We start from the raw sequence: 21,637 nt of genomic DNA on the forward strand, positions 1-21,637 counted from the left end.
TTCCCTCTCTCTCATGGGTGGGGGGTGGTGACGGTCAGTTCCTGGACCAGGTGGTCCGAGAGTCCCTCCGCGGCGCGGAAGCGGTACGCGCCGACCCGGGCGCCGCCGCCGGTGAACGCCCAGTCGATCCGCCACAGCCGCAGCCGCGCGCGGGCGTTCCAGCTGGCCGGGAGGACCGACCGGCAGGCACCGATCGCGTCGCGCAGCGAGCGCGGCATCCGGCGGATGTCGCCGATGGCGGCACTCGTGTTGAAGTCGCCGGTCACCAGGACCGGGTGCGGATTGTCCCGCAGGTCGGCGACGAGCGCCGTGTACTCCCGGTCGCGGGCGGCGGCCCGCCGCCGCATGTCCCGCAGGAAGGCCGGGCGCAGCGGGTTCATCACGGTCAGCTGCACCGGGATGTGGACGTTGTACGTGGACAGGATCCCGTCGCCGATCCGCAGGTCCACCCGGAGCGAGCAGGAACCGACCGGCACGGGCGGGCCGGCGGGCGGAAACCGGGACAGCGTCACCGAGTTGTTGTCCACGGCCAGGTGGTGGCCGGGGAACGCGGCCCGGATCCGCTCCTCGTCGTCGATGTCCCAGACCTCGCCGCCCTCGAAGCCGTTCAGGTACTCCTGGAGGACGTAGACGTCCGCCGAGAGGGAGCGCAGAAAGGCGTAGAAGCGCTCGGGGTCGCCGCCCTGGTTCCAGTGCTGGGTGTTCCAGGAGACGAGCCGCAGCCCCTCCGTGACGTCCGAACGACGGCCCAGCGCCCGTGGGTTGATTCCGTTCTGCGTCCAGCCCGCGAGCAGACAGCCCGCGGCGAGTGCCCCCGCCACCCACCCGCCGGTCACCGCCGCGGCGGCGAGCAGGACCAGCGGGACGGCGGCGAAGACGAGCGGCGGCAGCAGGGAGACCGCGAGCCAGGGCCACCAGCGCCCGTTCAGCGCGAGGTGCAGGGCGAGGAACACCGCCCAGACCAGGGCGCAGGACAGCAGCACGTCGGTCACCCGTTCCCCGGCAGGGACACCCACAGGTCCTGCACCGCGTGGTCGGAGAGCTTCTCCGGCTCGTTGAACTCGTAGCGCTCGGCCTTCGCCCCGTTGCCCGTGAACGCCCAGTCGGTCCGCCAGAAGGGCTTCCAGCCGCCCTCCTCCCAGCTCGTGGGGTACGGGTCGGTGCTCACGTCCGCCGCGTCGTCGAGGCGCTCCCGCAGCGGGTCGAGGTCGGACATCGCGGCCGTCGCGTTGAAGTCACCGGCCACCACGACCGGGTTGCGGTTGGCCGCGAGGTCCGCCTCCAGGCCGGCGTACTGCGCCTTGCGCGGGGCGAACCGTTCCCGCATGTGACGGTAGAAGGCGGCGGAGAGCAGCCCGTCCGGCATGCTGTTCCAGACCGGCATGTGCACGTTGTAGAACGACACCGTCCTGCCCCTGACCCGCACGTCCGTCCGCAGCACCTTGTTCTCCCGGTACTCCGTCTGCCAGTCCGCGCCGGGCGGCAGGTCCCCGGCCGGGCCGACGGCGGGCTGCCGCAGGATCGGGAAGCGGGAGAGCGTCACCAGCTCGCCCCGGACCGCGACCTGATAGCCGGGGAACTCCCGGCGCAGCCGCGCCAGGTCGTCGACGGGCAGCCTGCCCTTCCGGTCGGCGGTCACGTGCTGGTACTCGTGCAGCAGATAGACGTCCGCGTCCTTCGCCTTCAGGAAGGCGTAGAAGTGGTCCTGCGTACCGAGGAGCTGGTTCCACGAGTTGGTGTTCCAGGCGAAGACCCGTACGGAGTCCGCGCCGGGCCTCGGCTCCGACCGCCACAGCGCCGCCGGGTCGAAGCCCGACTGCCCGAAGCCCACGACCAGCGCGAGTGCGGCGGCGGCGAGACTCCGCCACCGGGCGGCGCCCCGGGCGAGCGGGGCGAGGGCCGCGAGCAGCAGCGGGACCAGGGTGAAGACGGCGGGCGGGACGATGCCCACCAGATGCCCGAGCCAGATCCGGCCGTCCGCCGCCCACTCGACGAGCAGGAGCCCGAGCCAGGCGAGGGCGGTGCCGAGGACGAGCCGGTTCGGGCGCCGCCGGGCCGGGGCTTCGGGGGGCCGTACCGGAACCTCAAGGGCTGCCTCCGGCGCGAGGGTGTCAGCCACGGGAGGCACCCACGGTCACCGGTGCGGCATCGGGCCGGGGTTGCGGGTCGTACAGGTGCCGGAACCGCTTCGAGCACAGCCACTGCGTCCCCGCGACCCCGATCGCCGCGAACACCGTCAGGTTCACCAGGAAGTTGACGGCCACGAAGTACCCGAGGAACAGCCGCCCCCGGTGCCGCCGCACCTCCCGGTACATGTCCAGGTCGCCCCAGACGCCGAGGACGAACAGGGCGAGCGGGAGCAACGCCCACGCGGCCCCCCACAGCACCGGAGCGGCCAGCGCGGCGACCGTCAGGGGCGCGGCCAGGCTGGCGCCCGCGCGGGGTCCCGTGACGAATCCACCCTGGAGGTGGCGTCTGCCGAGGATGAGGGGGACGGCGAGCCGGGCACGCGCGAAGACCTTGTCCAGGACGATCCGTACGGTGTCGTCGTGGTCGTGCCGGCCGCGCACCTCCAGGGAGCTGAGCACCGTGTACCGCTCGGAGATGCGGCGCCCGTAGTCCTGGTCCTCGGTGTGCCGCAGGACCGGGTTGAACGGCCCCACCTCGTCGAAGACCCGCCGGGGGATCGCCAGGATCGCGGTGTGGACGGTATCGATGACCCCCTCGGACTTCAGCAGCAGGTAGTACTGCTGGAGGGAGCGGTACTCCTCGATGAGGCTGTCGCGGATGAGCGGCTCCGGCTCGTAGGTGCCGCAGATCGCCCCGTACCCCTGTCCGGAGTCGAGCAGTTCGACGGACTTGGCGACGGCGTCGGGGTGCATGGCGACGTCGGAGTCGAGGAAGACCAGGATCTCGCCCGAGGAGAGCTCGGCGCCGAGGTTGCGGGCGACCGCGACCCCGCTGTTGACGCCGGTGGAGACCACCCGGGCGCCGGCCGCGGCGGCGATCGCGGCGGAGTCGTCGGTGGAGCAGTCGTCGACGACGACGACCTCGATGTTCGGGTACGTCTGGGTGAGGGCGGCCTCGACGCACAGGCCGATCGAGCGGCCGTAGTTGTAGTTGGGGACGATGACGGAGACCAGCGGAACGGACATGATCGGGCTCTCCTAGAAAAGGACCTTGGCGAGGGAGAGGGCCCCCTGCCGCCACGGTTCGACACTGGTGACGCCCTCGCTCTTCTTCGCGGGACGGGAGCCGGCCGGGAGCGCGGCGGCGGTGCGCCGCTGCTCGCGCCACCAGGCGTAGGTGCGCAGGATCGCGTCCTGGTTGGAGTGCTTCGGCCGGAAGCCGAGGACGTCCCTGGCCTTGTCGGTGGAGACGAAGCTGTCGTCGAGGAGCTTGTGCAGCAGACGGCCGTAGACCGGGGAGAGCCCGGAGCGCTGGAGCAGGCTGAGCGCGGCGAGCGCCGGCTTCGCGGGCATCGACCGGACCCGCTTGCCGTGCCCGGCGGCGTCCAGGACGGCCTGGAAGTCCTCCCGGATCGTGCCGAACGAGGTGGCCCCCAGGTTGAACGTGTCGTCGGCGGTCTCGGCCGGCGCGTCCATCGCGGTGACGACCGCGTCGACGAGGTCGTCCACGTCGAACATCTGGATACGGACGTCGCCGCGGCCCAGGACCGGGAAGTTCCGGCCCTCCTCCGCCCACTCGAAGAGCATCGCGAACAGGCCCATCCGGCCCGGCCCGAGGAAGGTCTTCGGCCGCAGGATCGGGACGCACATCTCGCGGCCCCGGAAACGCTCGGCGACCTCCTCGGCCTCCGCCTTGGCGGCGCTGTACGTGTCGACGGGCTCGCGCGGATACTCCTCCGGGGTGGGCACCACCTTCGGCAGTCCGTACACGGCGGTCGAGGAGATGTGCACGACCCGGGGCACGGCGTTCGCCTCGGCGGCCGTCAGGACCGCCTCCGTACCGCCGACGATCACCGAGCGGATCATGTCGGCCGGGTAGCTGGGCAGGGCGGCGGCGCAGTGCACCACCACGTCCGCGTCCGCCGTGACCCGCTTCATCGTGACCGCGTCCCGGACGTCCGAGACGGTGTGCGTCAGGTTCTCGTGCTCCGTGCGCGGCGCCCTCAGGTCCACACAGTGCACCTGCCGGCCGTCGCCGAGCAGTCGGTCGATCAGGGTCGAACCGAGCATGCCGGCACCGCCGGTCACCACAATGCGCTCTACCACAGCGACGACACCTTCTCCTTGACGAAACGGGTGAGCAGACGGGGCAGACCCTGGGCGAGGGTCTTGTCGAGGCAGTCCAGGAAGAACTCGACCTCGTGCGGCTCGGCGACCAGCGAGGGGGCGACCATCAGCGGGTTGTCGCCGTTGAGCGTGTAGTACGTGTAGATGCCGTGGTCCCGGTACAGGGCGTTGACCACCGACGAGGTGATGAGCTTGGTGCGGAAGCGCGGGTCCTTCGTCATCGCGCCCGGCACCAGCTTCGTGACCAGCTCCAGGATCTTCGGGCCCTTGTGCAGGAAGACCCCGTGCAGCGCGCCGTGGCCGCGGACCTCGGCCACCACGTCCGGGTACTCCTTGGCGATCCGCTCCAGACCGGGGGCGAGGATCCGCTCGATGTCCCGGGCGCGGGCCGGATAGTCGTCCTCGACGGCCACGTTGACGGCCTCGATGGCGGTGACCGCCTCCTCGCCGAAGCCGTAGTAGGTGGTGGACGTCGACTGGAGCAGGGCGTCCGTGAGGTTGTCGTACGCCTTGCGGAAGACCGGCTCGCGGGCGACGAAGGCGGAGATGGAGGACTTGCCGCCGCCGAAGGACTTCGAGGTGGTGAGGATGTCGGGGACCAGACCCTCGTACCGCATGAAGTGGAAGAGGGTGCCCGTCTTGCCCCAGCCGGTGTAGATCTCGTCGAAGAGCAGCACGATGTTCTCGGCCGTGCACAACTCCCGCAGCCCGCGCAGGAACTCCTCCGAGCACTCGTTCATCGTCGACGCCGACAGCGGCTCGATGAGGATCGCGTACACGTCCGACTCGCCCTTGTCGGTACGGAGTTCGGTGACCAGCTTCCGGACCGAGTCCAGGTCCCCGTACCGGAAGATCCCCACGCCGGGGATGCCGGGGAACTGGAAACCGGACTGGTTCTGGCCGGTCAGGCTGCCCGAGCCGAGCAGCTTGCCGTGGAAGGAGATGTCGGCCCGCAGCACCCGGGAGCGCCGGCCGCCGTGGAACTTGTACGCCAGCTTGACCGCGCCCTCGACCGCCTCCGCACCGGAGTTGGGGAAGAACGACATGTTCAGGTCGCCGGGCAGCAGCTCCGCGAGGTTGTGGCCGAGGGCCGCGACGTACGGCGAGAAGTAGGTCTTGTGGACCTCCATGCTCTTCCGCTCCTGGAAGCGCTGCCGGGCGGCGAGGATCCGGGGGTGGTTGTGGCCGTGGTTGAGGACCCCGACACCACCGGTGAAGTCGAGCACGCGGCGGCCGTCGCGCTGGGTGATCCAGACGCCTTCGGCGCTCTCGACGAGCTCCTGGCCGAAGCCGAAGGAGGTCATCAGGGAGACCTGGCTCTTGTTGACGTGGTCCTTGTACAGGCCGTGGACCTGCTTCGTCGTCAGCGACTCGCAGTCGTCGACGGAGTACAGCGCGGGCATGGTCAGTCCTTCACGGGGGTCGGTCGGGTGGGGGGACCCGAACGGTGGGGGAGGGTCAGGAGGAGGGCGGCGCCTCCGACGAGGACCTCGCTGAGCGTGCAGATCACCCGGCTGGCGACGGCGACCGCGGTCGCCTCCTGCCAGGGCAGTACGGCGGTCAGCGCCAGGAGCAGCAGGGCCTCGCGGGCACCCCAGCCGTCCGGCAGCACCACCACGAGGCTGGCGGCGGCCGTGGCCAGGGCGAAGCCGCCCACGCAGACCGGCAGCGCGGTCAATGGCGGCGCGCCGAGCATCACGGCGAGCGCCCACAGGTGCAGCCCGCCGACCGCCCAGGAGGCGGTGGCCGAGGCGAGGGCCCGCCGCATGCCCCGGTCGCTCGCCCGGGTGGTGGGCGCCTGCCGCCGGGCGAGCCGGGCGGCGAACGCCGCCAGATGGTGCAGCAGTCCGGGCCGTGCGGCCCAGGCGACGGTGACCGCGCCCGGCAGGACCAGCCACCAGGCCTCGGCGCCGATCGTCCAGGGCGCGGCGATCGGGCCCACGGCGAGGCCGGTGAGGACGGCCACGATCAGATTGAGCAGGAAGACGGCGAGCACGACCGGCGCGGACACTCCCGCCGCACCGCCCATCCGCAGCTGGGCGAGGACGCCCCAGACCGCCCCCGGCACGTACTTGCCGAGGTAGGAGGTGAAGTAGATCCGGGTCGCGGTCCTGCCGGGCACGCCGGGCCCGAGGTCGGCGAGGAGGGTCCGCCAGGTGGCCATGGAGAACAGGACGGCGAGGGCGTTGGCGACCAGCGCCGCGAGGAGGTAGGGGACGGAGTCGGGCCGCAGGACGAGGGCGGCGAGCTCGCCGGCCCGGCCGTACAGGGCGTAGCCGATGCCGGTGACGACGGCGACGGGGAAGAGGACGGGGAGGGCGCGACGGAGGCGGCCGCGCGGGGCCTTGGCCGTAGGGGGCGTGAGGGGTGTGGTGGCAGGGGCGGCGGTGGTGGTCATGTCCGGCCTCAGGACCCGAGGTGGCTCAGCGGCCACGCGCCGGCCAGCAGCGCCGACCAGAGCAGGGCGTTGGAGACGGTCATCCGGTCGCTGAACAGGGCCCGCGAGGGGTTGCCGCCACCCGCGTCGACCACGAGCAGCTGCAGGTAGCGGGCGAGTCCGAAGAGGGCGAAGGGGGCGGTGAGCACCGCGACCAGCGGCCCGTGCGCGCCGAAGACCGGGCTGTCCTGCACCTGCAGGACGTAGCTGACCGCCGTGAGCACCGCGGTGAAGGCGAGCAGCTGGTCGAGGAAGCCGAGGGTGTAGCCGCGCAGCGCGGGCCGGTGCAGCACCCCGCCGACCGCCATCTCGTGGCGCCGCTTGCCCAGGATCAGCAGCAGGCACAGGGAGAAGACACAGAGGGTGAGCCAGCTCGGCACCGGGTTCCCCGAGGCCAGGCAGCCCTGGGCGAGGCGCAGGACGAAACCGAGGGCGACGATGAAGACGTCGAGCAGCGGGACGTGCTTGAGCCCCTTGCTGTACGCGGCGTTGAGCGCGATGTACGCGGCGACCGGCCACCAGTCGACGAGCGCGGCCGTTCCGGTGAGCACCGTGAGGCCGACCGTCGCCACGAGGAGGACGGCGAGGGCGGCGGCGAAGGAGACGGCGGTCGCGACGCCGATCCGTCCGGCGGCGATCGGACGGTGCCGCTTCTCCGGGTGGCGGCGGTCGCGGTCCCGGTCGCCGATGTCGTTGACCAGGTAGATCAGCGCGGAGGCGAGGGTGAAGACACCGATCGCGGCGAGGGCTCCGGCGAGCGCGGCGCCGTCGAGGTGGGGTGCGCCGAGCAGGCCGAGGGGGACGACGACCAGGTTCTTCGTCCACTGTCCCGGGCGGACGAGGGAGGTGAGATCGGCGAGGCGACTGGGAGGACGGGAGGCCGGCGGGCGGGCCGTCGGCGCCTGTCGGCCGGTGAGCGTGGGCGTGGCCATGAACGGGCTCCTGTGGGGAGGGGCGTACGGAGGTCGGCGGTGGTCATCCGGTGAGGGAGGTGGGAGAAGCGGCGGCGGACGCGGTGGCTTGTGGACGGCGGCGCACGCTGGGACCGAAGTCCGGTTCGGTGAGCCAGCGGACGGTGCCGCGCGCCGCGCCGAGCGCGATCGCCTGGTGCAGCACGAAGTGGACGGCGGTGAAGTAGAGGAGGAAGCCGGGGCCGCGGGTCCGGAGCGCGAACCGGCTCAGACCGGGATCGGCGCAGGCGAAGACCAGCGCGCACAGGGCCGGGACCAGCAGCAGCCACGGTGTGAGCAGGCCGAGGAGGAGGGTGGGGAGGGTGAGCGCGGCGGCGAGGACGCCGAGCGGCCGGTTGGCGGTGAGGCCGCCCTCCCGCAGCTGCCCGAGCGCCGCGATGAGCAGTTGCGAGCGCCGGTACTGCTCCCGGAGCATCGCCCCGAGCCGGTCGACGTCGTCGTGCCGGCCGCGGATCGCCTCGGTCATCAGGATCCGGTGGGTCCGGACGAGCCGGCCGCTGTACTCGACGTCCTCCGAGTCCCGGAGGTTCTCGTCGAAGGGGCCGGTCGCCTCGAAGACCTCCTTGCGGATCGCGCCGAGGGCGAAGAACGCGGTGCGGACCTCGCCGGCGGCGCGGCGGCGCCAGAAGTGGGCGTGCAGGGCGTGGTAGCGCTCCACGGGCCCGTCGTCGAAGAGCGGTTCGGGGTCGAGCACCCCGTGGACACAGCCGAGACCGGGGTCGTCCCGGAGCAGGTCGGCGGCGTTCGCGAGGGCCTCGGGGTGGAGGGCCGTGTCGGAGTCGAGGAAGAAGAGGATCTCGCCGCGGGCGGCGGCCGCCCCGAGGTTCCGGGCGGCGGACACTCCGCTGTTGTGGGGGTTGGCGATCAGCACGACGTCGAACTCCCGGGCGATGTCCCGGGACCTGTCGGTGCTCGCGTCGTCGACGACGATGACGTCGAGGGGGGCGTGGGTCTGGGCGAAGACCGAGGTCAGACAGGCGTGGAGGGTCTTCTCGTAGTTGTAGTTGGGGATGACGACGGACACGCTGGGACGAGCCCTGGACATGGGGGTTCCTCGGGAGGGCGTTCGGGGGACGGCGGCGTGTGGGGGCGCTTCGGAGCAGGCGCTTCAGAGCAGCCGGAAGTCCGCGATGTGGTGGCGGGAGAGCTCGGGGGAGTGGCCGAGGAGGCGCCGGCAGAGCAGCAGCGCGTGGCCGACGGCTTCGATCTCGTCGGGGCCCCGGATGTAGAGGGCCAGGCGGACCGTTCGGTCGAGAACCAGCGCCCGCGCGGACTCGAAACGGTCCTGCGGACGGGCGACGCGGTGCAGCGTCTCGACGAGGAGTGCGGCGGACGGGGCCGGTGGGGGGTCGGTGTCCGGGGCGGGGTCGTCGTCCGATGCCCTCATCGAGATGCCGACGAGGTAGATGACGATCAGCCCCAGGAGAAGCCGTCGTCGTCGGCGGTGGTCCCCGCGGCCGCGACCGTCGTTCCGCCGTCGGTGACACCCGCTCCGTCGGACGCCGGGTCCGCCGCAAGGACGAGGGTCAGCGCGGCCGCGGCGGGGACGAGCAGGGCGAGGGCGGGGCGAACCTGAATGTGGGCGAAAGCGGCGAAACGGGTGGCGCTGAGCATGGCGGAACTGCCTTCCTGGCGATACGGACGGGGCTTGCCGGGGGTGGGTCTCCCTGCGCCGCTCCCGGGCTCTTCCGGGCGGCTCCGACAGGTCCAAGACTGGCGCGCCGGGGGTGCCCCGTCACCGGAAAACGGCTGGCGCCAACCGCGTGGCCGTTAGGAGCCAGTCCGTACGCACGGCCGCCGCGCGCCGCTGATCAGGGGGTTTCCGGGAGGCGTCACGTTCCGGCCAGGCGGAAGGTGCCGGGCGGCCGTCATCTCGCCGTACGGCACCGGAGTCTCTGTACGGCCGCTGTGGTCTCCCCGTACGGCACCGGGGTCTGCGTACGACCTCCGTGGTCTCCCCTACGGCCTCCGGAAACGCCGAACGGCCGCACCCGGAGGGGTGCGGCCGTTCGGGTCCCTTGCGAAAGGCTCAGCCGTTGGGCCGCTTCAGGCGCGCCACGAACTTGTACCGGTCGCCGCGGTAGACCGACCGCACCCACTCGACCGGCTCGCCCTGGGCGTCCAGCGAGTGGCGGGAGAGCATCAGCATCGGCAGGCCCACGTCCGTGCCGAGCAGTCCGGCCTCGCGCGGGGTGGCGAGGGAGGTCTCGATGGTCTCCTCGGCCTCGGCGAGGTGCACGTCGTACACCTCGGCGAGTGCGGTGTACAACGAGGTGTACTTCACAAGCGAACGCCGCAGCGCGGGGAAGCGCTTTGCGGAGAGATGGGTGGTTTCGATCGCCATCGGCTCGCCGCTCGCGAGGCGCAGCCGCTCGATGCGGAGCACCCGTCCGCCGGCCGAGATGTCGAGCAGCCCGGCGAGCGTGTCGTCGGCGGTGACATAGCCGATGTCGAGGAGCTGCGAGGTGGGCTCCAGGCCCTGGGCGCGCATGTCCTCCGTGTAGGAGGTGAGTTGCAGGGCCTGGGAGACCTTGGGCTTGGCCACGAAGGTGCCCTTGCCCTGGATGCGCTCCAGCCGGCCCTCGACGACCAGCTCCTGGAGGGCCTGGCGCACGGTGGTGCGCGAGGTGTCGAACTCGGCGGCGAGTGTGCGCTCCGGAGGGACCGGCGTGCCGGGCGGCAGGGTCTCCGTCATGTCGAGCAAATGCCGCTTCAGTCGGTAGTACTTGGGCACGCGCGCGGTACGGGTGGGTGCCCCACCTTCCGTCTCCGTGCTGCCCGCGTCCGTGGCCATGGCCTGCCTTCCCGACTCCTGTGCTGCTGCCGTCACCGGCTCCTCCGTCTGTCGCGGCTCACATGGTGGCACGGACCGGTCACGGGTCGTCGCCCTCCCTCAGGTGTCGGTCCGATAACGGACGCGACTGCCCTTCTTATACACCCTTGACACCCCTAAAGGTCTAGGCCAAGCTCCGGGTACTGGTCTAAACCATTAAAGACCAGGTCCCAGCCCCACGAGCACTACCCGACGTATGTCTTCGCGCGGTGGGCAGGGGTTGCAGGCATCCCTGAGGAGGGTGGCGTGAAGCGCAAGCTCATCGCGGCGATCGGCGTCGCAGGCATGATGGTCTCTATCGCTGCGTGCGGTTCCGACAGTGACAAGGGTAAGGACGGCGCCAAGGCGCCGGCCGGGGGCGACAAGACTCTGACCGTCTGGGTCATGGACGGCTCCGCGCCGGATGCCTGGATGACCGAGGTGAACAAGGCCTTCGAGGCCAAGCACCCGGGCGTCAAGGTCAAGGTCGAGAAGCAGATCTGGAACGGCATCCAGGAGAAGGTCACCACCGCGCTCTCCGAGGACACCCCGCCGGACGTTCTGGAGCTCGGCAACACGCAGACCGCGGGCTACGCCGCCACGGGCGGCCTCGCCGACCTGACCGGCGACAAGGCCACGCTGGGCTACGACGCCTGGAACAAGGGCATGGTCGCCTCCAACGAGCTGGACGGCAAGCTCTACTCGGCCCCCTGGTACGCCGCCAACCGCGTCGTCGTCTACGACAAGGCCGCCTACAAGAAGGCCGGCGTCACCCCGCCCAAGACCCGCGCCGAGTGGATCGAGGGTCTGAAGAAGCTGAAGGCGTCCGACCCGAAGTCGCAGGCGATCTACCTGCCGGGTCAGTCCTGGTACGTCCTCGCCGGTCTCATCTGGGACGAGGGCAGCGACCTCGCGGTCAAGGACGGCGACAAGTGGAAGGGCAACCTGTCCTCCCCCGAGGCCGTCAACGCCATGAACTTCTACAAGGAGCTGGCGTCCTACTCCACCGCTCCGAAGGACAAGGACGAGGCGACCCCGCAGCAGTCGACCGACGTCATTCCCAAGGGCGGCGTGTCGTCCTGGATCGGTCTCGGCTGGGAGGCCGGCGGCGCGATCGACGCCATGAAGAAGGCCGGCAAGACCGCCGACTTCGGTTACTTCCCGATCCCGGGCAAGACGGCCGACAAGCCGGGCTCCGTCTTCCTCGGCGGCTCGAACCTCGCCATCGCCGAGCGCTCCCAGAACAAGGAGCTCGCGAAGGAGTGGCTGGCCCTCGCCGCCGGCAAGGAGTACATGACGAAGTACGCCACCGCCACCGCGGGCGCGCTGCTTCCCAACACCGACGCCGCGCAGTTCAAGCCGGCCGCCGGCTCCTTCGCCGAGTCCATGGCCGCGTCCTCCGCCTCCGGCAAGGTCACCCCGGTCACCCCGGGCTGGGCGAACGTCGAGACCGCCCCGAACCCGATCAAGGACTTCATGACCAAGGTCCTGAAGGGTCAGGACGCCAAGGCGGCCGGCGAGGCGGCCGACAAGGTCATCAACGAGCGCATCAACCAGCAGTAATCAGCAGCACCAGCAGTAATCCGTAGCCCGGTGGTGCGGCCGGTCACGCACCGGCCGCACCATCGGCGCTTCACGAGTGATCAGCGGCCCGCTCCCCCGGGCCGCGCCCCGGTGGGCGCGGGAGCCCCAGAACCGCGAGGAATAAGACCATGACCGTGGACTCCCAGGGGACGGCGACCGCCGATCCTCAGGACGCGCCCGGGAGGGCGGCAGGGAAGTCTCAGACTCCGCCACCCCCTTCGGGCCCGAAGGAAGTCCTTAAGCCTTCGCGCGGCAGACGTTCCCTGCCCAGCGGGTGGCTGCCGTACCTGCTCGTCGCGCCTGCCCTGCTGTCCATGGCGGTGCTGCTGCTCTACCCGCTCATCCGCAATGTGATCCTCTCCTTCCAGCAGCTCAACCGGAAAGAGTTCATCACCCGCGAGACCGTCTGGACCGGCTTCGACAACTACACCGAACTCCTGGGTGACCCGGACTTCTGGACCGTCGTCGTCCGAAGCATCGTCTTCACGGCCGTCAACGTCTTCCTCATCATGGCGATCGGCACCGGCATCGGCCTGCTGCTCAACCGCCTCGGCAAGAAGATGCGACTGGTCCTCTCGCTGGCCCTGATGTTCGCCTGGGCCATGCCGATCGTCGCCTCCGTCACGGTCTTCCGCTGGCTCTTCGACGAGCAGTTCGGCGTCGTGAACTGGCTGATGCGCACGCTGGGCTTCGACGGCTACGAGCAGCACAACTGGTTCGAGACCGGGTTCTCGACCCTCGTCATCATCATGATCCTGCTCGTCTGGGGCTCCATCCCCTTCGTCGCCCTCAACATGTACGCCGCCCTGACCACCGTCGGGTCCGAGCTGTACGAGGCCGCGAAGATGGACGGCGCCAGCGGCTGGCGCACCTTCTGGGCCGTGGTCTTCCCGAACCTGAAGTCGTTCTTCATGATCACGACGTTCCTGGAGATCATCTGGATCTTCAAGGCGTTCGCCCAGGTCTACGCCATGAACCTGGGTGGCCCCGACCGCGGCTCCGAGACGCTCCCGGTCTTCGCCTACATCGAGGGCGTCGGCCAGTTCCACTACGGTGTCGCCGCCGCCATCTCCATCCTGACGATCGTGATGCTCATCGCGGTCATGTCCTTCTACTTCCGCCTGATCCTGAAGCAGGAGGAGGAGCTGTGAGCGCCACCACCCAGACTCCGCAGAAGCTGCGCACCAGGAAGCCGCTCACGGTCGGCGTGGTCGCCAAGAACCTCACCGCCCTCGTGCTCGCGGTCGTGTTCGTCTTCCCCGTGTACTGGATGTTCTCGTCCTCGCTGAAGCCGCAGCACGAGATCATGACGAAGGACCCCGTCTTCGTCTTCACCCCGACGTTCGAGAACTACTCGACCGCCACCGGCGTCGACCTGTTCTGGACGTACGTCACCAACAGCCTCATGGTCACCATCGGTGCCGTGGTGCTCGCCCTGCTCGTCGCCCTGGCCGCGAGCTTCGCGATCGCCCGGATGAAGTTCAAGGGGCGCAAGGGCATCGTCCTCATCGTCATGATGGCGCAGATGGCCCCCTGGGAGGTCATGGTCATCGCGATGTACATGATCTCCCGTGAGAACGACATGCTGAACAGCATTCCGATGCTCACGCTCATCTACTTCGTGATGGTCCTCCCCTTCACCATCTGGACCCTGCGCGGCTTCATCGCCGCCGTCCCGGTCGAGCTGGAGGAGGCCGCGCAGATCGACGGCTGCACCCGCGGTCAGGCGTTCCGTAAGGTGATCTTCCCGCTGCTCGCCCCCGGCCTGATGTCGACCTCGCTCTTCGGCTTCATCACCGCCTGGAACGAGTTCGCCATGATCCTCATGCTGAACAAGGAGAAGGAGTCGCAGACCCTGACGCTCTGGCTGACCCAGTTCCAGACCGCGTTCGGCAGCGACTGGGGGGCCACCATGGCCGCCTCCACGCTCTTCTCGCTCCCCGTGCTCATCGTCTTCCTCTTCCTCCAGCGCAAGGCCGTCGGCGGCATGACCGCCGGCGCGGTGAAGGGATAAGGGCTCCTCATGACCACACTCGTACACGCCACGGACACCCTGACCCGTGACGCGCTCACGGTGCTCCAGCCCGGGTTCGTCGGCACCACGGCGCCCGACTGGCTGCTCCGCCGCATCGGCGAGGGCCTGTCGTCCGTCGGCCTGTTCGGCCGGAACATCGTCAGCCCCGAGCAGCTCACCGCGCTCACCGCGCAGCTCAGGGCCGAGCGGGACGACGTCCTCGTCGCCATCGACGAGGAGGGCGGGGACGTCACCCGCCTGGAGGTCAAGCAGGGCTCGTCGTTCCCCGGCAACTACGCCCTCGGCAGCGTCGACGACGTCGAGCTCACCCGGGCCGTGGCCCGTGAACTCGGCCGCCGGCTCGCGGCCTGCGGCGTCGACCTCAACTGGGCGCCCTCCGCCGACGTCAACTCCAACGCCGAGAACCCCGTCATCGGCGTCCGGTCCTTCGGGCCGGACCCGGACCTGGTCGCCCGGCACACCGTGGCGTACGTCGACGGCCTCCAGGGCGTCGGGGTCGCGGCCTGCACCAAGCACTTCCCCGGACACGGCGACACCAACGTGGACTCCCACGACGCGCTGCCCCGGATCGATGTGGACCTCGCCACACTGCACTCCCGTGAGCTGGTACCTTTCCGCGCTGCCGTCGCCGCGGGTACCAAAGCAGTCATGAGCGCGCATATTCTTCTCTCCGCGCTCGACCCCCACCGCCCGGCCACCCTGAGCCCGCAGATCCTCACCGGTCTGCTCCGCCAGGAACTGGGCTTCGAGGGGCTGATCGTCACCGACGGCATGGAGATGCAGGCCGTCGCGGCGACGTACGGCATCGAGCGCGGATCCGTCCTCGCCATCGCCGCGGGCGCCGACGCCATCTGCGTCGGCGGCGGGCTGTGCGACGAGGACACCGTGCTGCAGCTGCGCGACGCGCTCGTCAATGCGGTACGGACCGGTGAACTGCCCGAGGAGCGGCTGGCCGACGCCGCGGCGCGCGTGCGCGCCCTGGCGGCCTGGACCCAGGCGCACCGGGCCAGGGGGGCTGGATCGGTGTCGGGCGCGGCAGTGCAGGAGGGGACCGCGCCCGGCGCCGACATCGGACTCGTCGCCGCCCGCCGGGCCCTGAAGGTGACCCGGGGGGAGCGGCCGTACACCCCGATGACCAGCGCTCCCTACGTGGCCTCCTTCACCCCCGTCGCGAACTTCGCGGTCGGCGACGAGACGCCCTGGGGCATCGCCGTCGAGCTGGAGCGACTGCTGCCCGGCACGGAGACCGGCTCCTACGCCGACTCCTCGGTGGACGCCGTCCTCGCCGCCGCGGGGGAGCGGCGGATCGTGGCCGTCGTACGCGACGTCCACCGGCACACGTGGATGATCGAGGCCCTGGACGCCCTGATCGCGGCCCGCCCGGACACCGTCGTGGTCGAGATGGGCCTCAACGAGGCGGAGCCCCGCGGGGCCCTGCACATCGCCACGCACGGCGCGGCCCGGGTCTGCGGCCGCGCGGCCGCCGAGGCCGTCGTCGGAACCGGCGCCTGACCACCGCCTTCCGGCACACGTCGTACGCGAAGGGGCCCGGCACCTGAACAGGTGCCGGGCCCCTTCGTCGTACACGGGGTTCCGGGCGGTTCAGATGCCCTGCCAGGCGGGCTTGTTCGCGAAGGTGTGACGGAAGTAGTCCGCGAGCTTCAGCTTGGAGGCGGCGGCCTCGTCCACCACGACCGTGGCGTGCGGGTGCAGCTGCAGCGCGGAGGCCGGCACGAGTGCCGCCACGGGGCCCTCGACGGTCTGTGCCACCGCCTCGGCCTTGCCCTCGCCGGTGGCGAGCAGCACCAGGTGACGGGCCTCCAGGATGGTGCCGATGCCCTGAGTGATGACGTGGTGCGGCACCTGCTCGATGTCGTTGTCGAAGAAGCGGGCGTTGTCCACGCGGGTCTGCTCGGTCAGCGTCTTGATCCGGGTGCGGGAGGCGAGCGAGGAGCACGGCTCGTTGAAGCCGATGTGCCCGTCGGTGCCGATGCCGAGGATCTGCAGGTCCACGCCACCGGCCTCGGCGAGCGCCGTGTCGTACGCCTCGCAGGCCGCCAGGACGTCCGCGGCGGAGCCGTCGGGGCCCATGAAGGCCTCCTGGGAGAGCCCGAGCGGCTCGACGACCTGGCGGAGCACGGTGGAGCGGTACGACTCGGGGTGGCCCGAGGGCAGTCCGACGTACTCGTCCAGCTGGGCGATCCGGGCCCGCGAGGCGTCCACGGAGCCGGCCTTGACCTGGGCGATCAGGGCGTCGTAGATGGGCAGCGGAGTCGAGCCGGTGGCCACGCCGAGCAGCGCGTCGGGCTTGCGGCGCAGGAGGTCGGCGATGCCGTCCGCGATGAGTTCGCCGCCCGCCTTGGCGTCCTTGACGATGACAACTTCCACGCTGTGCCTGCCGATCTGGTGAGGGGCTGGTGAGGGAGCCATGTGGTATAGACCAATCAAAGCCAAATCTAGCAGAGGAGGGGCCTTCTCCTCATGCCGTTCCGCCTCCCGGACGCCCCCGCCGCCTCCATCGTCGGCCGCCCGTGTCCCCCCAGCCACTCGAACCCCTCGGACCCTCAAGGTCAGGCGATGGAGCCCCCCGTCGCGTCGATCCACTGCCCGGTCACCCAGCGCCCGTCGTGCGAGGCCAGGAAGGCCACCACGTCGGCTATGTCCTCCGGGGTGCCGACCTTGCCCAGGGCCGACATCGCCGCCGCTCCCGCCCAGGCCTCGTCGTTCCCCCGCAGCCAGCCCGCGTTGATGTCGGTGTCCACGATGCCCGGCGCCACCGCGTTGACCGTGATCCCGCGCGAGCCCAGCACCTTCGACAGATAGCGGGTGAACACGTCGAGCGCGCTCTTCGACATCGCGTACGCCATCAGCTCCGGCATCACCGCCGCGTGCGAGAGGCCCGTCGAGACGTTCACGATCCGGCCCCCGTCGCGCAGTCGCTCCGCGCCGAGTTGCGCGAGGAAGAACGGCGCCTTGGTGTTGACGGCGAAGACCCGCTCGTACTCCTCCTCGGTGATCGTCGGGAACGGCGAGGAGACCCCGATCCCCGCGTTGTTCACCAGGATGTCCAGGCCCTCGCTGTGGGCGTCGAACGCGGCCCACAGCGCCTCCGCGTCCCCCGGCACCCCGAGCTCCTGCCCGATCGCGAAGGCCTCGCCGCCGGCGGCCTCGATGGCCGCGACCGTCTCCTTCGCCGCCGCCTCGTTGCTCCCGTAGTGCACCGCGACCCGCGCCCCGTCGCGGCCGAGCCGCTCGGCGATCCCCCGTCCGATGCCCCGGCTGCCACCCGTCACCAGAGCCGTCTTTCCTTCGAGCACGCCCATGACGACGCCCCCCTCATTTCTGTAGCGGTCGTTACGAAAAGACCGTACCCCACTTCCGTAGTGCCCGCTATAGAATTCACTCCATGGTGACGACACAGCGCGGCCGCCCCCGCTCCTTCGACCGGCTCACGGCCCTGGAGAAGGCCACGATGGCCTTCTGGGAGCACGGCTACGAGACGACTTCCGTCTCCGACCTCACCCGCGCCATGGGCATCAGCGCCCCCAGCCTCTACGCCGCCTTCGGCGACAAGAAGACGCTGTTCGAGGAGGTCGTCGAGGCGTACACCACCTCGTACGGGGCGTACGGCGGCCGGGCCTTCGCGGAGGAGGCGACCGCCCGCGGCGCCATCGGGCGGGTCCTGAGCGAGGCCGCCGAGCTCTTCACCGAGCCGGGTCACCCCCGCGGCTGCCTGATGATCTCCGCCGCGACCAACTGCTCGACCCCCGAGGTCGAGGAGTCCCTGAGAGGCCACAGGAACGCCAACCTGGCGAGCTTCGAGGCCCGGATCCGCCGGGACGTCGAGTCGGGCGAGCTGCCGGCCGACACCGACCCCCGGGCCCTCGCCCGCTTCAGCGGCGCCGTCCTCCAGGGCATGTCCCAGCAGGCCCGCGACGGGGCGACGGCGGAGGATCTGGCGGCCGTGGCCGCGACGGCGATGCGGGCCTGGCCCCCGGAGTGCCCGTAGGGCCGGCCCCGGAAACACCCGCGGGCCGCGGCGCCCGGCGGGACCCTCAGCCCGCCCGGCACCGCAGCCCGGAGTTGCATCGGCCGGGGGTGTGCGGTCCCTCGGCCGTGTGGGAGGTCTCGACGCAGTCAGGGCAGAGAGCGTCGGGTACCTCGTTCCATCCTCCTGTGCGGGGAGGATGGAGGTCTATTGCATTCATTGTGGACTAGACCATTCTTGTCTGTCTATCCACAGGAACACGGTCCTTCCTGGCCCATCCTCCAGCACGGAGCCCCGGAGATCCAGGTTCACCGCCCCTTTATTCCGCGGGTACGCTCGCACCGTGCCCTCCATGAACGACCTCGTGCGCCAGCACACCGCCCTGAGCGACTCCGACCTCGAGTGGCTCCACCTGCTGGTGTCGGAGTGGCAGCTGCTCTCCGACCTCTCCTTCGCCGACCTCGTCCTCTGGGTCCCGACCCTCGACGGCACGCGGTACGTGTCCGTCGCCCAGATGCGGCCGAACACCGGCCCCACCTCCTACCAGGACGACATGATCGGCCACCTCGTGCCGCGCGGCCGCCGCCCGCTGCTCGACGCCGCGCTCGACGAGGGCAGGATCGTCCGCGAGGGCGACCCGGAGTGGCGCGAGGAGGTCCCGGTACGGGTCGAGTCCATCCCCGTGCGCCGCGAGGGCCGGGTCCTCGGCGTCATCGCCCGCAACACCAATCTGCTGACCGTCCGCACCCCCTCCCGCCTGGAGCTCACCTACCTCCAGTCGGCCTCCGACCTCGCCCAGATGATCGCGGCCGGGACCTTCCCCTTCCCCGGCGAGCAGGTCGACATGGACTCCTCGCCCCGCGCCGGCGACGGACTCGTCCGCCTGGACGCCGAGGGCATCGTCCAGTACGCCTCGCCGAACGCCCTCTCCGCGTACCACCGGCTCGGTCTCGCCGCCGACCTCGTCGGCCAGCACCTGGGCCAGATCACCGCCGAACTCGCCCCCTCGCGCGGTCCGGTGGACGAAGCCCTGGTCACCCTTGCCTCCGGCTACGCGCCCCGCGAGTTCGAGGTCGAGGGCAACGGCGGGGTGATCCAGCTCCGCGCGATCCCGCTCAAGCCCAAGGGCACCCGCATCGGTTCGCTCGTCCTGCTCCGGGACGTCACCGAACTGCGCCGCCGGGAGCGCGAGTTGATCACCAAGGACGCCACCATCCGGGAGATCCACCACCGGGTGAAGAACAACCTCCAGACGGTGGCCGCCCTGTTGCGCCTCCAGGCCCGCCGGATGGACTCCGACCAGGGCCGCGAGGCACTCAACGAGGCCGTGCGGCGCGTCGGTTCGATCGCGATCGTTCATGAGACGCTGTCCCAGAACCTGGACGAGCGCGTGGAGTTCGACGAGATCGCCGACCGCGTGATCGCGATGGTCGCCGAGATCTCCCCGGGCAGGGTGACCTGCCGGCGCAACGGCCGCTTCGGCATTCTGGACGCCGAGGTCGCGACCCCGCTCTCGATGGTCCTCACCGAGATCCTCCAGAACGCCCTGGAGCACGCGTTCACCCAGGGCGACGAGGGCACCGTCGAGGTCACCGCCGTGCGCGGCGAGCCCAGGGCCGACGCCCGGCTCCTGATCACGGTTCAGGACGACGGCCGCGGTCTGCCCGAGGGCTTCGATCCGCAGCGGGCCGGCAACCTCGGCCTCCAGATCGTACGGACCCTGGTGGAAGGGGAGTTGGGCGGATCCTTCGACATGTTGCCGGGCGCCGAGCGCGGTACGAAGGTGGTCCTCGACATTCCCGTGCATCCGCAGAAGTAGTAGTCGCACGGCAGAACGCGCACCGGAAATCGTCCGGCGCACACAGCAGCGAGCCCCGGACCGAAGGAAATCGGTCCGGGGCTCGAATGCTGTGGGTTACTGCTGCGCGCTGCGGCTCGAGGGCGGTGAGTGCATACGCGATGTATGCGCCGCTGGCCTCAGGCTGTCGGTGGGGCGTCAGGCGCTGGCGTTACGCGCCCGGTTGCGAGCGGCACGGCGCTTCATCGCGCGGCGCTCGTCCTCGCTGAGGCCACCCCAGACGCCGGAGTCCTGGCCGGACTCGAGCGCCCACTGCAGGCACTGCTCCATGACGGGGCAGCGGCGGCAGACGGCCTTGGCTTCCTCGATCTGCAGCAGCGCAGGACCGGTGTTGCCGATGGGGAAGAACAGCTCGGGGTCTTCCTCACGACAAACGGCGTTGTGACGCCAGTCCATGGCTGCTACCTCTCTAGGGTGTTACAAGCTGGTTGCTTGTGAATGTGAACGCTTTCACGAATCCCCCCGTAAGTGAAGGGCCGACTGCCAGATGAACTGGTGTGGTCCAGATACTGAGGAGGGGTTCTGGCTCTCAGTGGAGGCCGGTGTTGCGGGCCGTCCCGATCGCCAAGAAGAGACTCGCAAACCTCGACACCGGATACAACCCCTTCCGGAAAGTTTTTTTTGATTCCTCGGTGTCGACTAGGTCACAGCCGTACTTCTAAGGGGTGGATGCGCGCCTAAACGTTCGAGTGAAAGGACTTTGGGCCCTTCCACTCACACAATCACACGCAGTGCACGGCGTACGCCTGTGAACGTCACGCTCGTACGCAGTCCCAGGTGGTCGCCGTCCATCTGCAGGGGGAGTGGGACCTTCGAATGCAAGGTGAAGTCGGTCAGGTCGTGCAGGGTTACGGCGTGCTTGCCGCGCGGCCCTCGTTCCGGGGTCGAGGTGAGCAGCTGGGTGGCGTAACGAGCCACCGCCGGGGTGGAGAGTCGGCGCAGTCCGAGCACGTCCAGCGCGGTTTCGAAGGAGGCCTCCGGGGACGCGTACACCGGACGATTGCCCAGGTAGGTCCAGGGGGAGGTGTTGCAGATTATGGAGAGGACGAGGTCCTCGACCGGCTCGGCGCCGGGGCGCTCCAGGGTGATCGTGCCGTGCCGGCGGTGGGGTTCCTCAAGGAACTGGCGGAACACCTGGCGCAGATAAAGGGCGTGCGTGGATCTCTTCCCGCGCTCCCGCTGCTGTTCGACCCGGCCGATGACGCTCGCGTCGAAACCGAGCCCGGCGCAGAAGGTGAACCAGCGGGACGGGACGGACTCGTCCTCCGTGCCCGGCGTTCCCGAGGCGAGACCGAGGCTCACTGTGCGTGCCCGCCGCTCACGCAGGGCGTCGAGCAGCGCGCCGGTCGCCTCGACGGCGTCGTTCGGCAGTCCGAGGGCCCGGGCGAACACGTTCGTCGAGCCACCGGGGACGACCGCGAGGCCCGGAAGGCGGTCGGGGTCGGGCCCGTCGTGCAGCAGTCCGTTGACGACCTCGTTCACCGTGCCGTCGCCGCCGAGGGCCACGACGAGGTCGATGTTGCCGGAGTCGGCGGCCCGCCGTCCCAGGTCCCGCGCGTGCCCGCGGTACTCGGTGGTGACCGCCTCCAGCTTCATCTCGCTCGCGAGCGCGTGGATGAGCACGTCACGGGTGCGGGCACTGGTGGTGGTGGCTGCCGGGTTGACCACGAGAAGTGCGCGCATGAGCGCCAGGGTA

21 protein-coding genes are annotated in these 21,637 nt (G+C 70.4%); 6 read left to right on the top strand and 15 right to left on the bottom strand.

Annotated features, from left to right (window positions below; genetic code table 11):
* Nucleotides 1–11: 11 nt before the first annotated feature.
* The 11 genes from OG514_RS19550 to OG514_RS19600 form a co-directional block, all read right to left on the bottom strand.
* A complete protein-coding gene (locus tag OG514_RS19550; RefSeq protein ID WP_266896476.1) occupies nucleotides 12–992 on the bottom strand; it encodes an endonuclease/exonuclease/phosphatase family protein in 981 nt (326 codons plus the stop codon).
* Nucleotides 989–2,119, bottom strand: coding sequence for an endonuclease/exonuclease/phosphatase family protein (locus OG514_RS19555; RefSeq protein ID WP_266896478.1), 1,131 nt, complete (start codon nucleotides 2,117–2,119; stop codon nucleotides 989–991). Before OG514_RS19555 ends, OG514_RS19550 begins: the two co-directional genes overlap by 4 nt.
* Entirely contained in the window at nucleotides 2,112–3,155 is a 1,044-nt protein-coding gene (locus OG514_RS19560; protein ID WP_266896480.1) for a glycosyltransferase family A protein, read from the bottom strand. The genes OG514_RS19555 and OG514_RS19560 overlap by 8 nt, the downstream gene beginning before the upstream one ends.
* A 12-nt stretch (nucleotides 3,156–3,167) precedes the next feature.
* A complete protein-coding gene (locus tag OG514_RS19565) occupies nucleotides 3,168–4,235 on the bottom strand; it encodes an NAD(P)-dependent oxidoreductase (protein ID WP_266896482.1) in 1,068 nt (355 codons plus the stop codon).
* Complete coding sequence (locus OG514_RS19570) at nucleotides 4,229–5,659, bottom strand: aspartate aminotransferase family protein (protein ID WP_266896484.1); 1,431 nt, start codon at nucleotides 5,657–5,659, stop codon at nucleotides 4,229–4,231. The genes OG514_RS19565 and OG514_RS19570 overlap by 7 nt, the downstream gene beginning before the upstream one ends.
* Nucleotides 5,660–5,661: 2 nt before the next feature.
* Nucleotides 5,662–6,654 carry a lysylphosphatidylglycerol synthase domain-containing protein gene (locus tag OG514_RS19575; RefSeq protein ID WP_266896486.1) on the bottom strand — a complete coding sequence of 331 codons (993 nt, stop codon included), beginning with the start codon at nucleotides 6,652–6,654 and terminating at the stop codon, nucleotides 5,662–5,664.
* An 8-nt stretch (nucleotides 6,655–6,662) separates the two neighbouring features.
* A complete protein-coding gene (locus OG514_RS19580) occupies nucleotides 6,663–7,625 on the bottom strand; it encodes a UbiA prenyltransferase family protein (RefSeq protein WP_266896488.1) in 963 nt (320 codons plus the stop codon).
* Between the two features lie 43 nt (nucleotides 7,626–7,668).
* On the bottom strand, nucleotides 7,669–8,709 hold the full coding sequence (locus OG514_RS19585) for a glycosyltransferase family A protein (protein WP_266896490.1): 1,041 nt from the start codon (nucleotides 8,707–8,709) through the stop codon (nucleotides 7,669–7,671).
* 63 nt (nucleotides 8,710–8,772) lie between these two features.
* Complete coding sequence (locus OG514_RS19590) at nucleotides 8,773–9,051, bottom strand: hypothetical protein (RefSeq protein ID WP_266896492.1); 279 nt, start codon at nucleotides 9,049–9,051, stop codon at nucleotides 8,773–8,775.
* Nucleotides 9,052–9,077: 26 nt separating this feature from the next.
* Entirely contained in the window at nucleotides 9,078–9,278 is a 201-nt protein-coding gene (locus tag OG514_RS19595) for a hypothetical protein (protein WP_266896494.1), read from the bottom strand.
* A 415-nt stretch (nucleotides 9,279–9,693) separates the two neighbouring features.
* On the bottom strand, nucleotides 9,694–10,458 hold the full coding sequence (locus OG514_RS19600; protein ID WP_266900895.1) for a GntR family transcriptional regulator: 765 nt from the start codon (nucleotides 10,456–10,458) through the stop codon (nucleotides 9,694–9,696).
* 285 nt (nucleotides 10,459–10,743) lie between these two features.
* On the opposite strand from OG514_RS19600, the gene OG514_RS19605 reads away from it, so the two are divergent.
* The 4 genes from OG514_RS19605 to OG514_RS19620 all read left to right on the top strand — a co-directional run bounded on the left by OG514_RS19605 (nucleotide 10,744) and on the right by OG514_RS19620 (nucleotide 15,607).
* Nucleotides 10,744–12,039 (top strand): extracellular solute-binding protein, encoded by a 1,296-nt coding sequence (locus OG514_RS19605; RefSeq protein WP_266896496.1) that lies wholly within the window; start codon nucleotides 10,744–10,746, stop codon nucleotides 12,037–12,039.
* 149 nt (nucleotides 12,040–12,188) lie between these two features.
* Entirely contained in the window at nucleotides 12,189–13,211 is a 1,023-nt protein-coding gene (locus OG514_RS19610) for a carbohydrate ABC transporter permease (RefSeq protein ID WP_266896498.1), read from the top strand.
* Nucleotides 13,212–13,237: 26 nt separating this feature from the next.
* Entirely contained in the window at nucleotides 13,238–14,074 is an 837-nt protein-coding gene (locus OG514_RS19615) for a carbohydrate ABC transporter permease (protein WP_266900896.1), read from the top strand.
* 9 nt (nucleotides 14,075–14,083) lie between these two features.
* Complete coding sequence (locus OG514_RS19620; RefSeq protein ID WP_266896500.1) at nucleotides 14,084–15,607, top strand: glycoside hydrolase family 3 protein; 1,524 nt, start codon at nucleotides 14,084–14,086, stop codon at nucleotides 15,605–15,607.
* A 90-nt stretch (nucleotides 15,608–15,697) separates the two neighbouring features.
* Here the strand turns inward: OG514_RS19620 and nagB are convergent, their stop codons facing one another.
* Both nagB and OG514_RS19630 read right to left on the bottom strand, forming a co-directional pair.
* The gene (gene nagB / locus OG514_RS19625) at nucleotides 15,698–16,483 is read right to left on the bottom strand and encodes a glucosamine-6-phosphate deaminase (protein WP_266896502.1); all 786 of its coding nucleotides are present in this window, start codon (nucleotides 16,481–16,483) and stop codon (nucleotides 15,698–15,700) included.
* A gap of 182 nt (nucleotides 16,484–16,665) precedes the next feature.
* Entirely contained in the window at nucleotides 16,666–17,418 is a 753-nt protein-coding gene (locus OG514_RS19630; protein WP_266896504.1) for an SDR family oxidoreductase, read from the bottom strand.
* 83 nt (nucleotides 17,419–17,501) lie between these two features.
* Between OG514_RS19630 and OG514_RS19635 the strand changes: the two genes are divergently transcribed.
* Nucleotides 17,502–18,104, top strand: coding sequence for a TetR/AcrR family transcriptional regulator (locus OG514_RS19635; RefSeq protein ID WP_266896506.1), 603 nt, complete (start codon nucleotides 17,502–17,504; stop codon nucleotides 18,102–18,104).
* 331 nt (nucleotides 18,105–18,435) lie between these two features.
* Nucleotides 18,436–19,902: a sensor histidine kinase gene (locus OG514_RS19640; protein ID WP_266896508.1), complete on the top strand. Its 1,467-nt coding sequence runs from the start codon at nucleotides 18,436–18,438 to the stop codon at nucleotides 19,900–19,902.
* A 177-nt stretch (nucleotides 19,903–20,079) separates the two neighbouring features.
* Here the strand turns inward: OG514_RS19640 and OG514_RS19645 are convergent, their stop codons facing one another.
* A complete protein-coding gene (locus OG514_RS19645) occupies nucleotides 20,080–20,337 on the bottom strand; it encodes a WhiB family transcriptional regulator (protein WP_003953983.1) in 258 nt (85 codons plus the stop codon).
* A gap of 318 nt (nucleotides 20,338–20,655) precedes the next feature.
* Nucleotides 20,656–21,624 (bottom strand): diacylglycerol kinase family protein, encoded by a 969-nt coding sequence (locus OG514_RS19650; protein ID WP_266896511.1) that lies wholly within the window; start codon nucleotides 21,622–21,624, stop codon nucleotides 20,656–20,658.
* Nucleotides 21,625–21,637 lie beyond the last annotated feature (13 nt).

This window comes from Streptomyces sp. NBC_00572 (assembly GCF_026341815.1).
Taxonomy (GTDB): Bacteria; Actinomycetota; Actinomycetes; order Streptomycetales; family Streptomycetaceae; genus Streptomyces.

What these genes read in the sequence shown, in the direction of transcription:
- OG514_RS19560 (WP_266896480.1), bottom strand. Translation starts at nt 3,155, where the DNA reads ATGTCCGTTCCGCTGGTCTCCGTCATCGTCCCCAACTACAACTACGGC.
- OG514_RS19570 (WP_266896484.1), bottom strand. Translation starts at nt 5,659, where the DNA reads ATGCCCGCGCTGTACTCCGTCGACGACTGCGAGTCGCTGACGACGAAG.
- OG514_RS19575 (WP_266896486.1), bottom strand. Translation starts at nt 6,654, where the DNA reads ATGACCACCACCGCCGCCCCTGCCACCACACCCCTCACGCCCCCTACG.
- OG514_RS19580 (WP_266896488.1), bottom strand. Translation starts at nt 7,625, where the DNA reads ATGGCCACGCCCACGCTCACCGGCCGACAGGCGCCGACGGCCCGCCCG.
- OG514_RS19585 (WP_266896490.1), bottom strand. Translation starts at nt 8,709, where the DNA reads ATGTCCAGGGCTCGTCCCAGCGTGTCCGTCGTCATCCCCAACTACAAC.
- OG514_RS19590 (WP_266896492.1), bottom strand. Translation starts at nt 9,051, where the DNA reads ATGAGGGCATCGGACGACGACCCCGCCCCGGACACCGACCCCCCACCG.
- OG514_RS19595 (WP_266896494.1), bottom strand. Translation starts at nt 9,278, where the DNA reads ATGCTCAGCGCCACCCGTTTCGCCGCTTTCGCCCACATTCAGGTTCGC.
- OG514_RS19600 (WP_266900895.1), bottom strand. Translation starts at nt 10,458, where the DNA reads ATGGCCACGGACGCGGGCAGCACGGAGACGGAAGGTGGGGCACCCACC.
- OG514_RS19610 (WP_266896498.1), top strand. Translation starts at nt 12,189, where the DNA reads ATGACCGTGGACTCCCAGGGGACGGCGACCGCCGATCCTCAGGACGCG.
- OG514_RS19620 (WP_266896500.1), top strand. Translation starts at nt 14,084, where the DNA reads ATGACCACACTCGTACACGCCACGGACACCCTGACCCGTGACGCGCTC.
- OG514_RS19630 (WP_266896504.1), bottom strand. Translation starts at nt 17,418, where the DNA reads ATGGGCGTGCTCGAAGGAAAGACGGCTCTGGTGACGGGTGGCAGCCGG.
- OG514_RS19635 (WP_266896506.1), top strand. Translation starts at nt 17,502, where the DNA reads ATGGTGACGACACAGCGCGGCCGCCCCCGCTCCTTCGACCGGCTCACG.
- OG514_RS19640 (WP_266896508.1), top strand. Translation starts at nt 18,436, where the DNA reads ATGAACGACCTCGTGCGCCAGCACACCGCCCTGAGCGACTCCGACCTC.
- OG514_RS19645 (WP_003953983.1), bottom strand. Translation starts at nt 20,337, where the DNA reads ATGGACTGGCGTCACAACGCCGTTTGTCGTGAGGAAGACCCCGAGCTG.
- OG514_RS19650 (WP_266896511.1), bottom strand. Translation starts at nt 21,624, where the DNA reads ATGCGCGCACTTCTCGTGGTCAACCCGGCAGCCACCACCACCAGTGCC.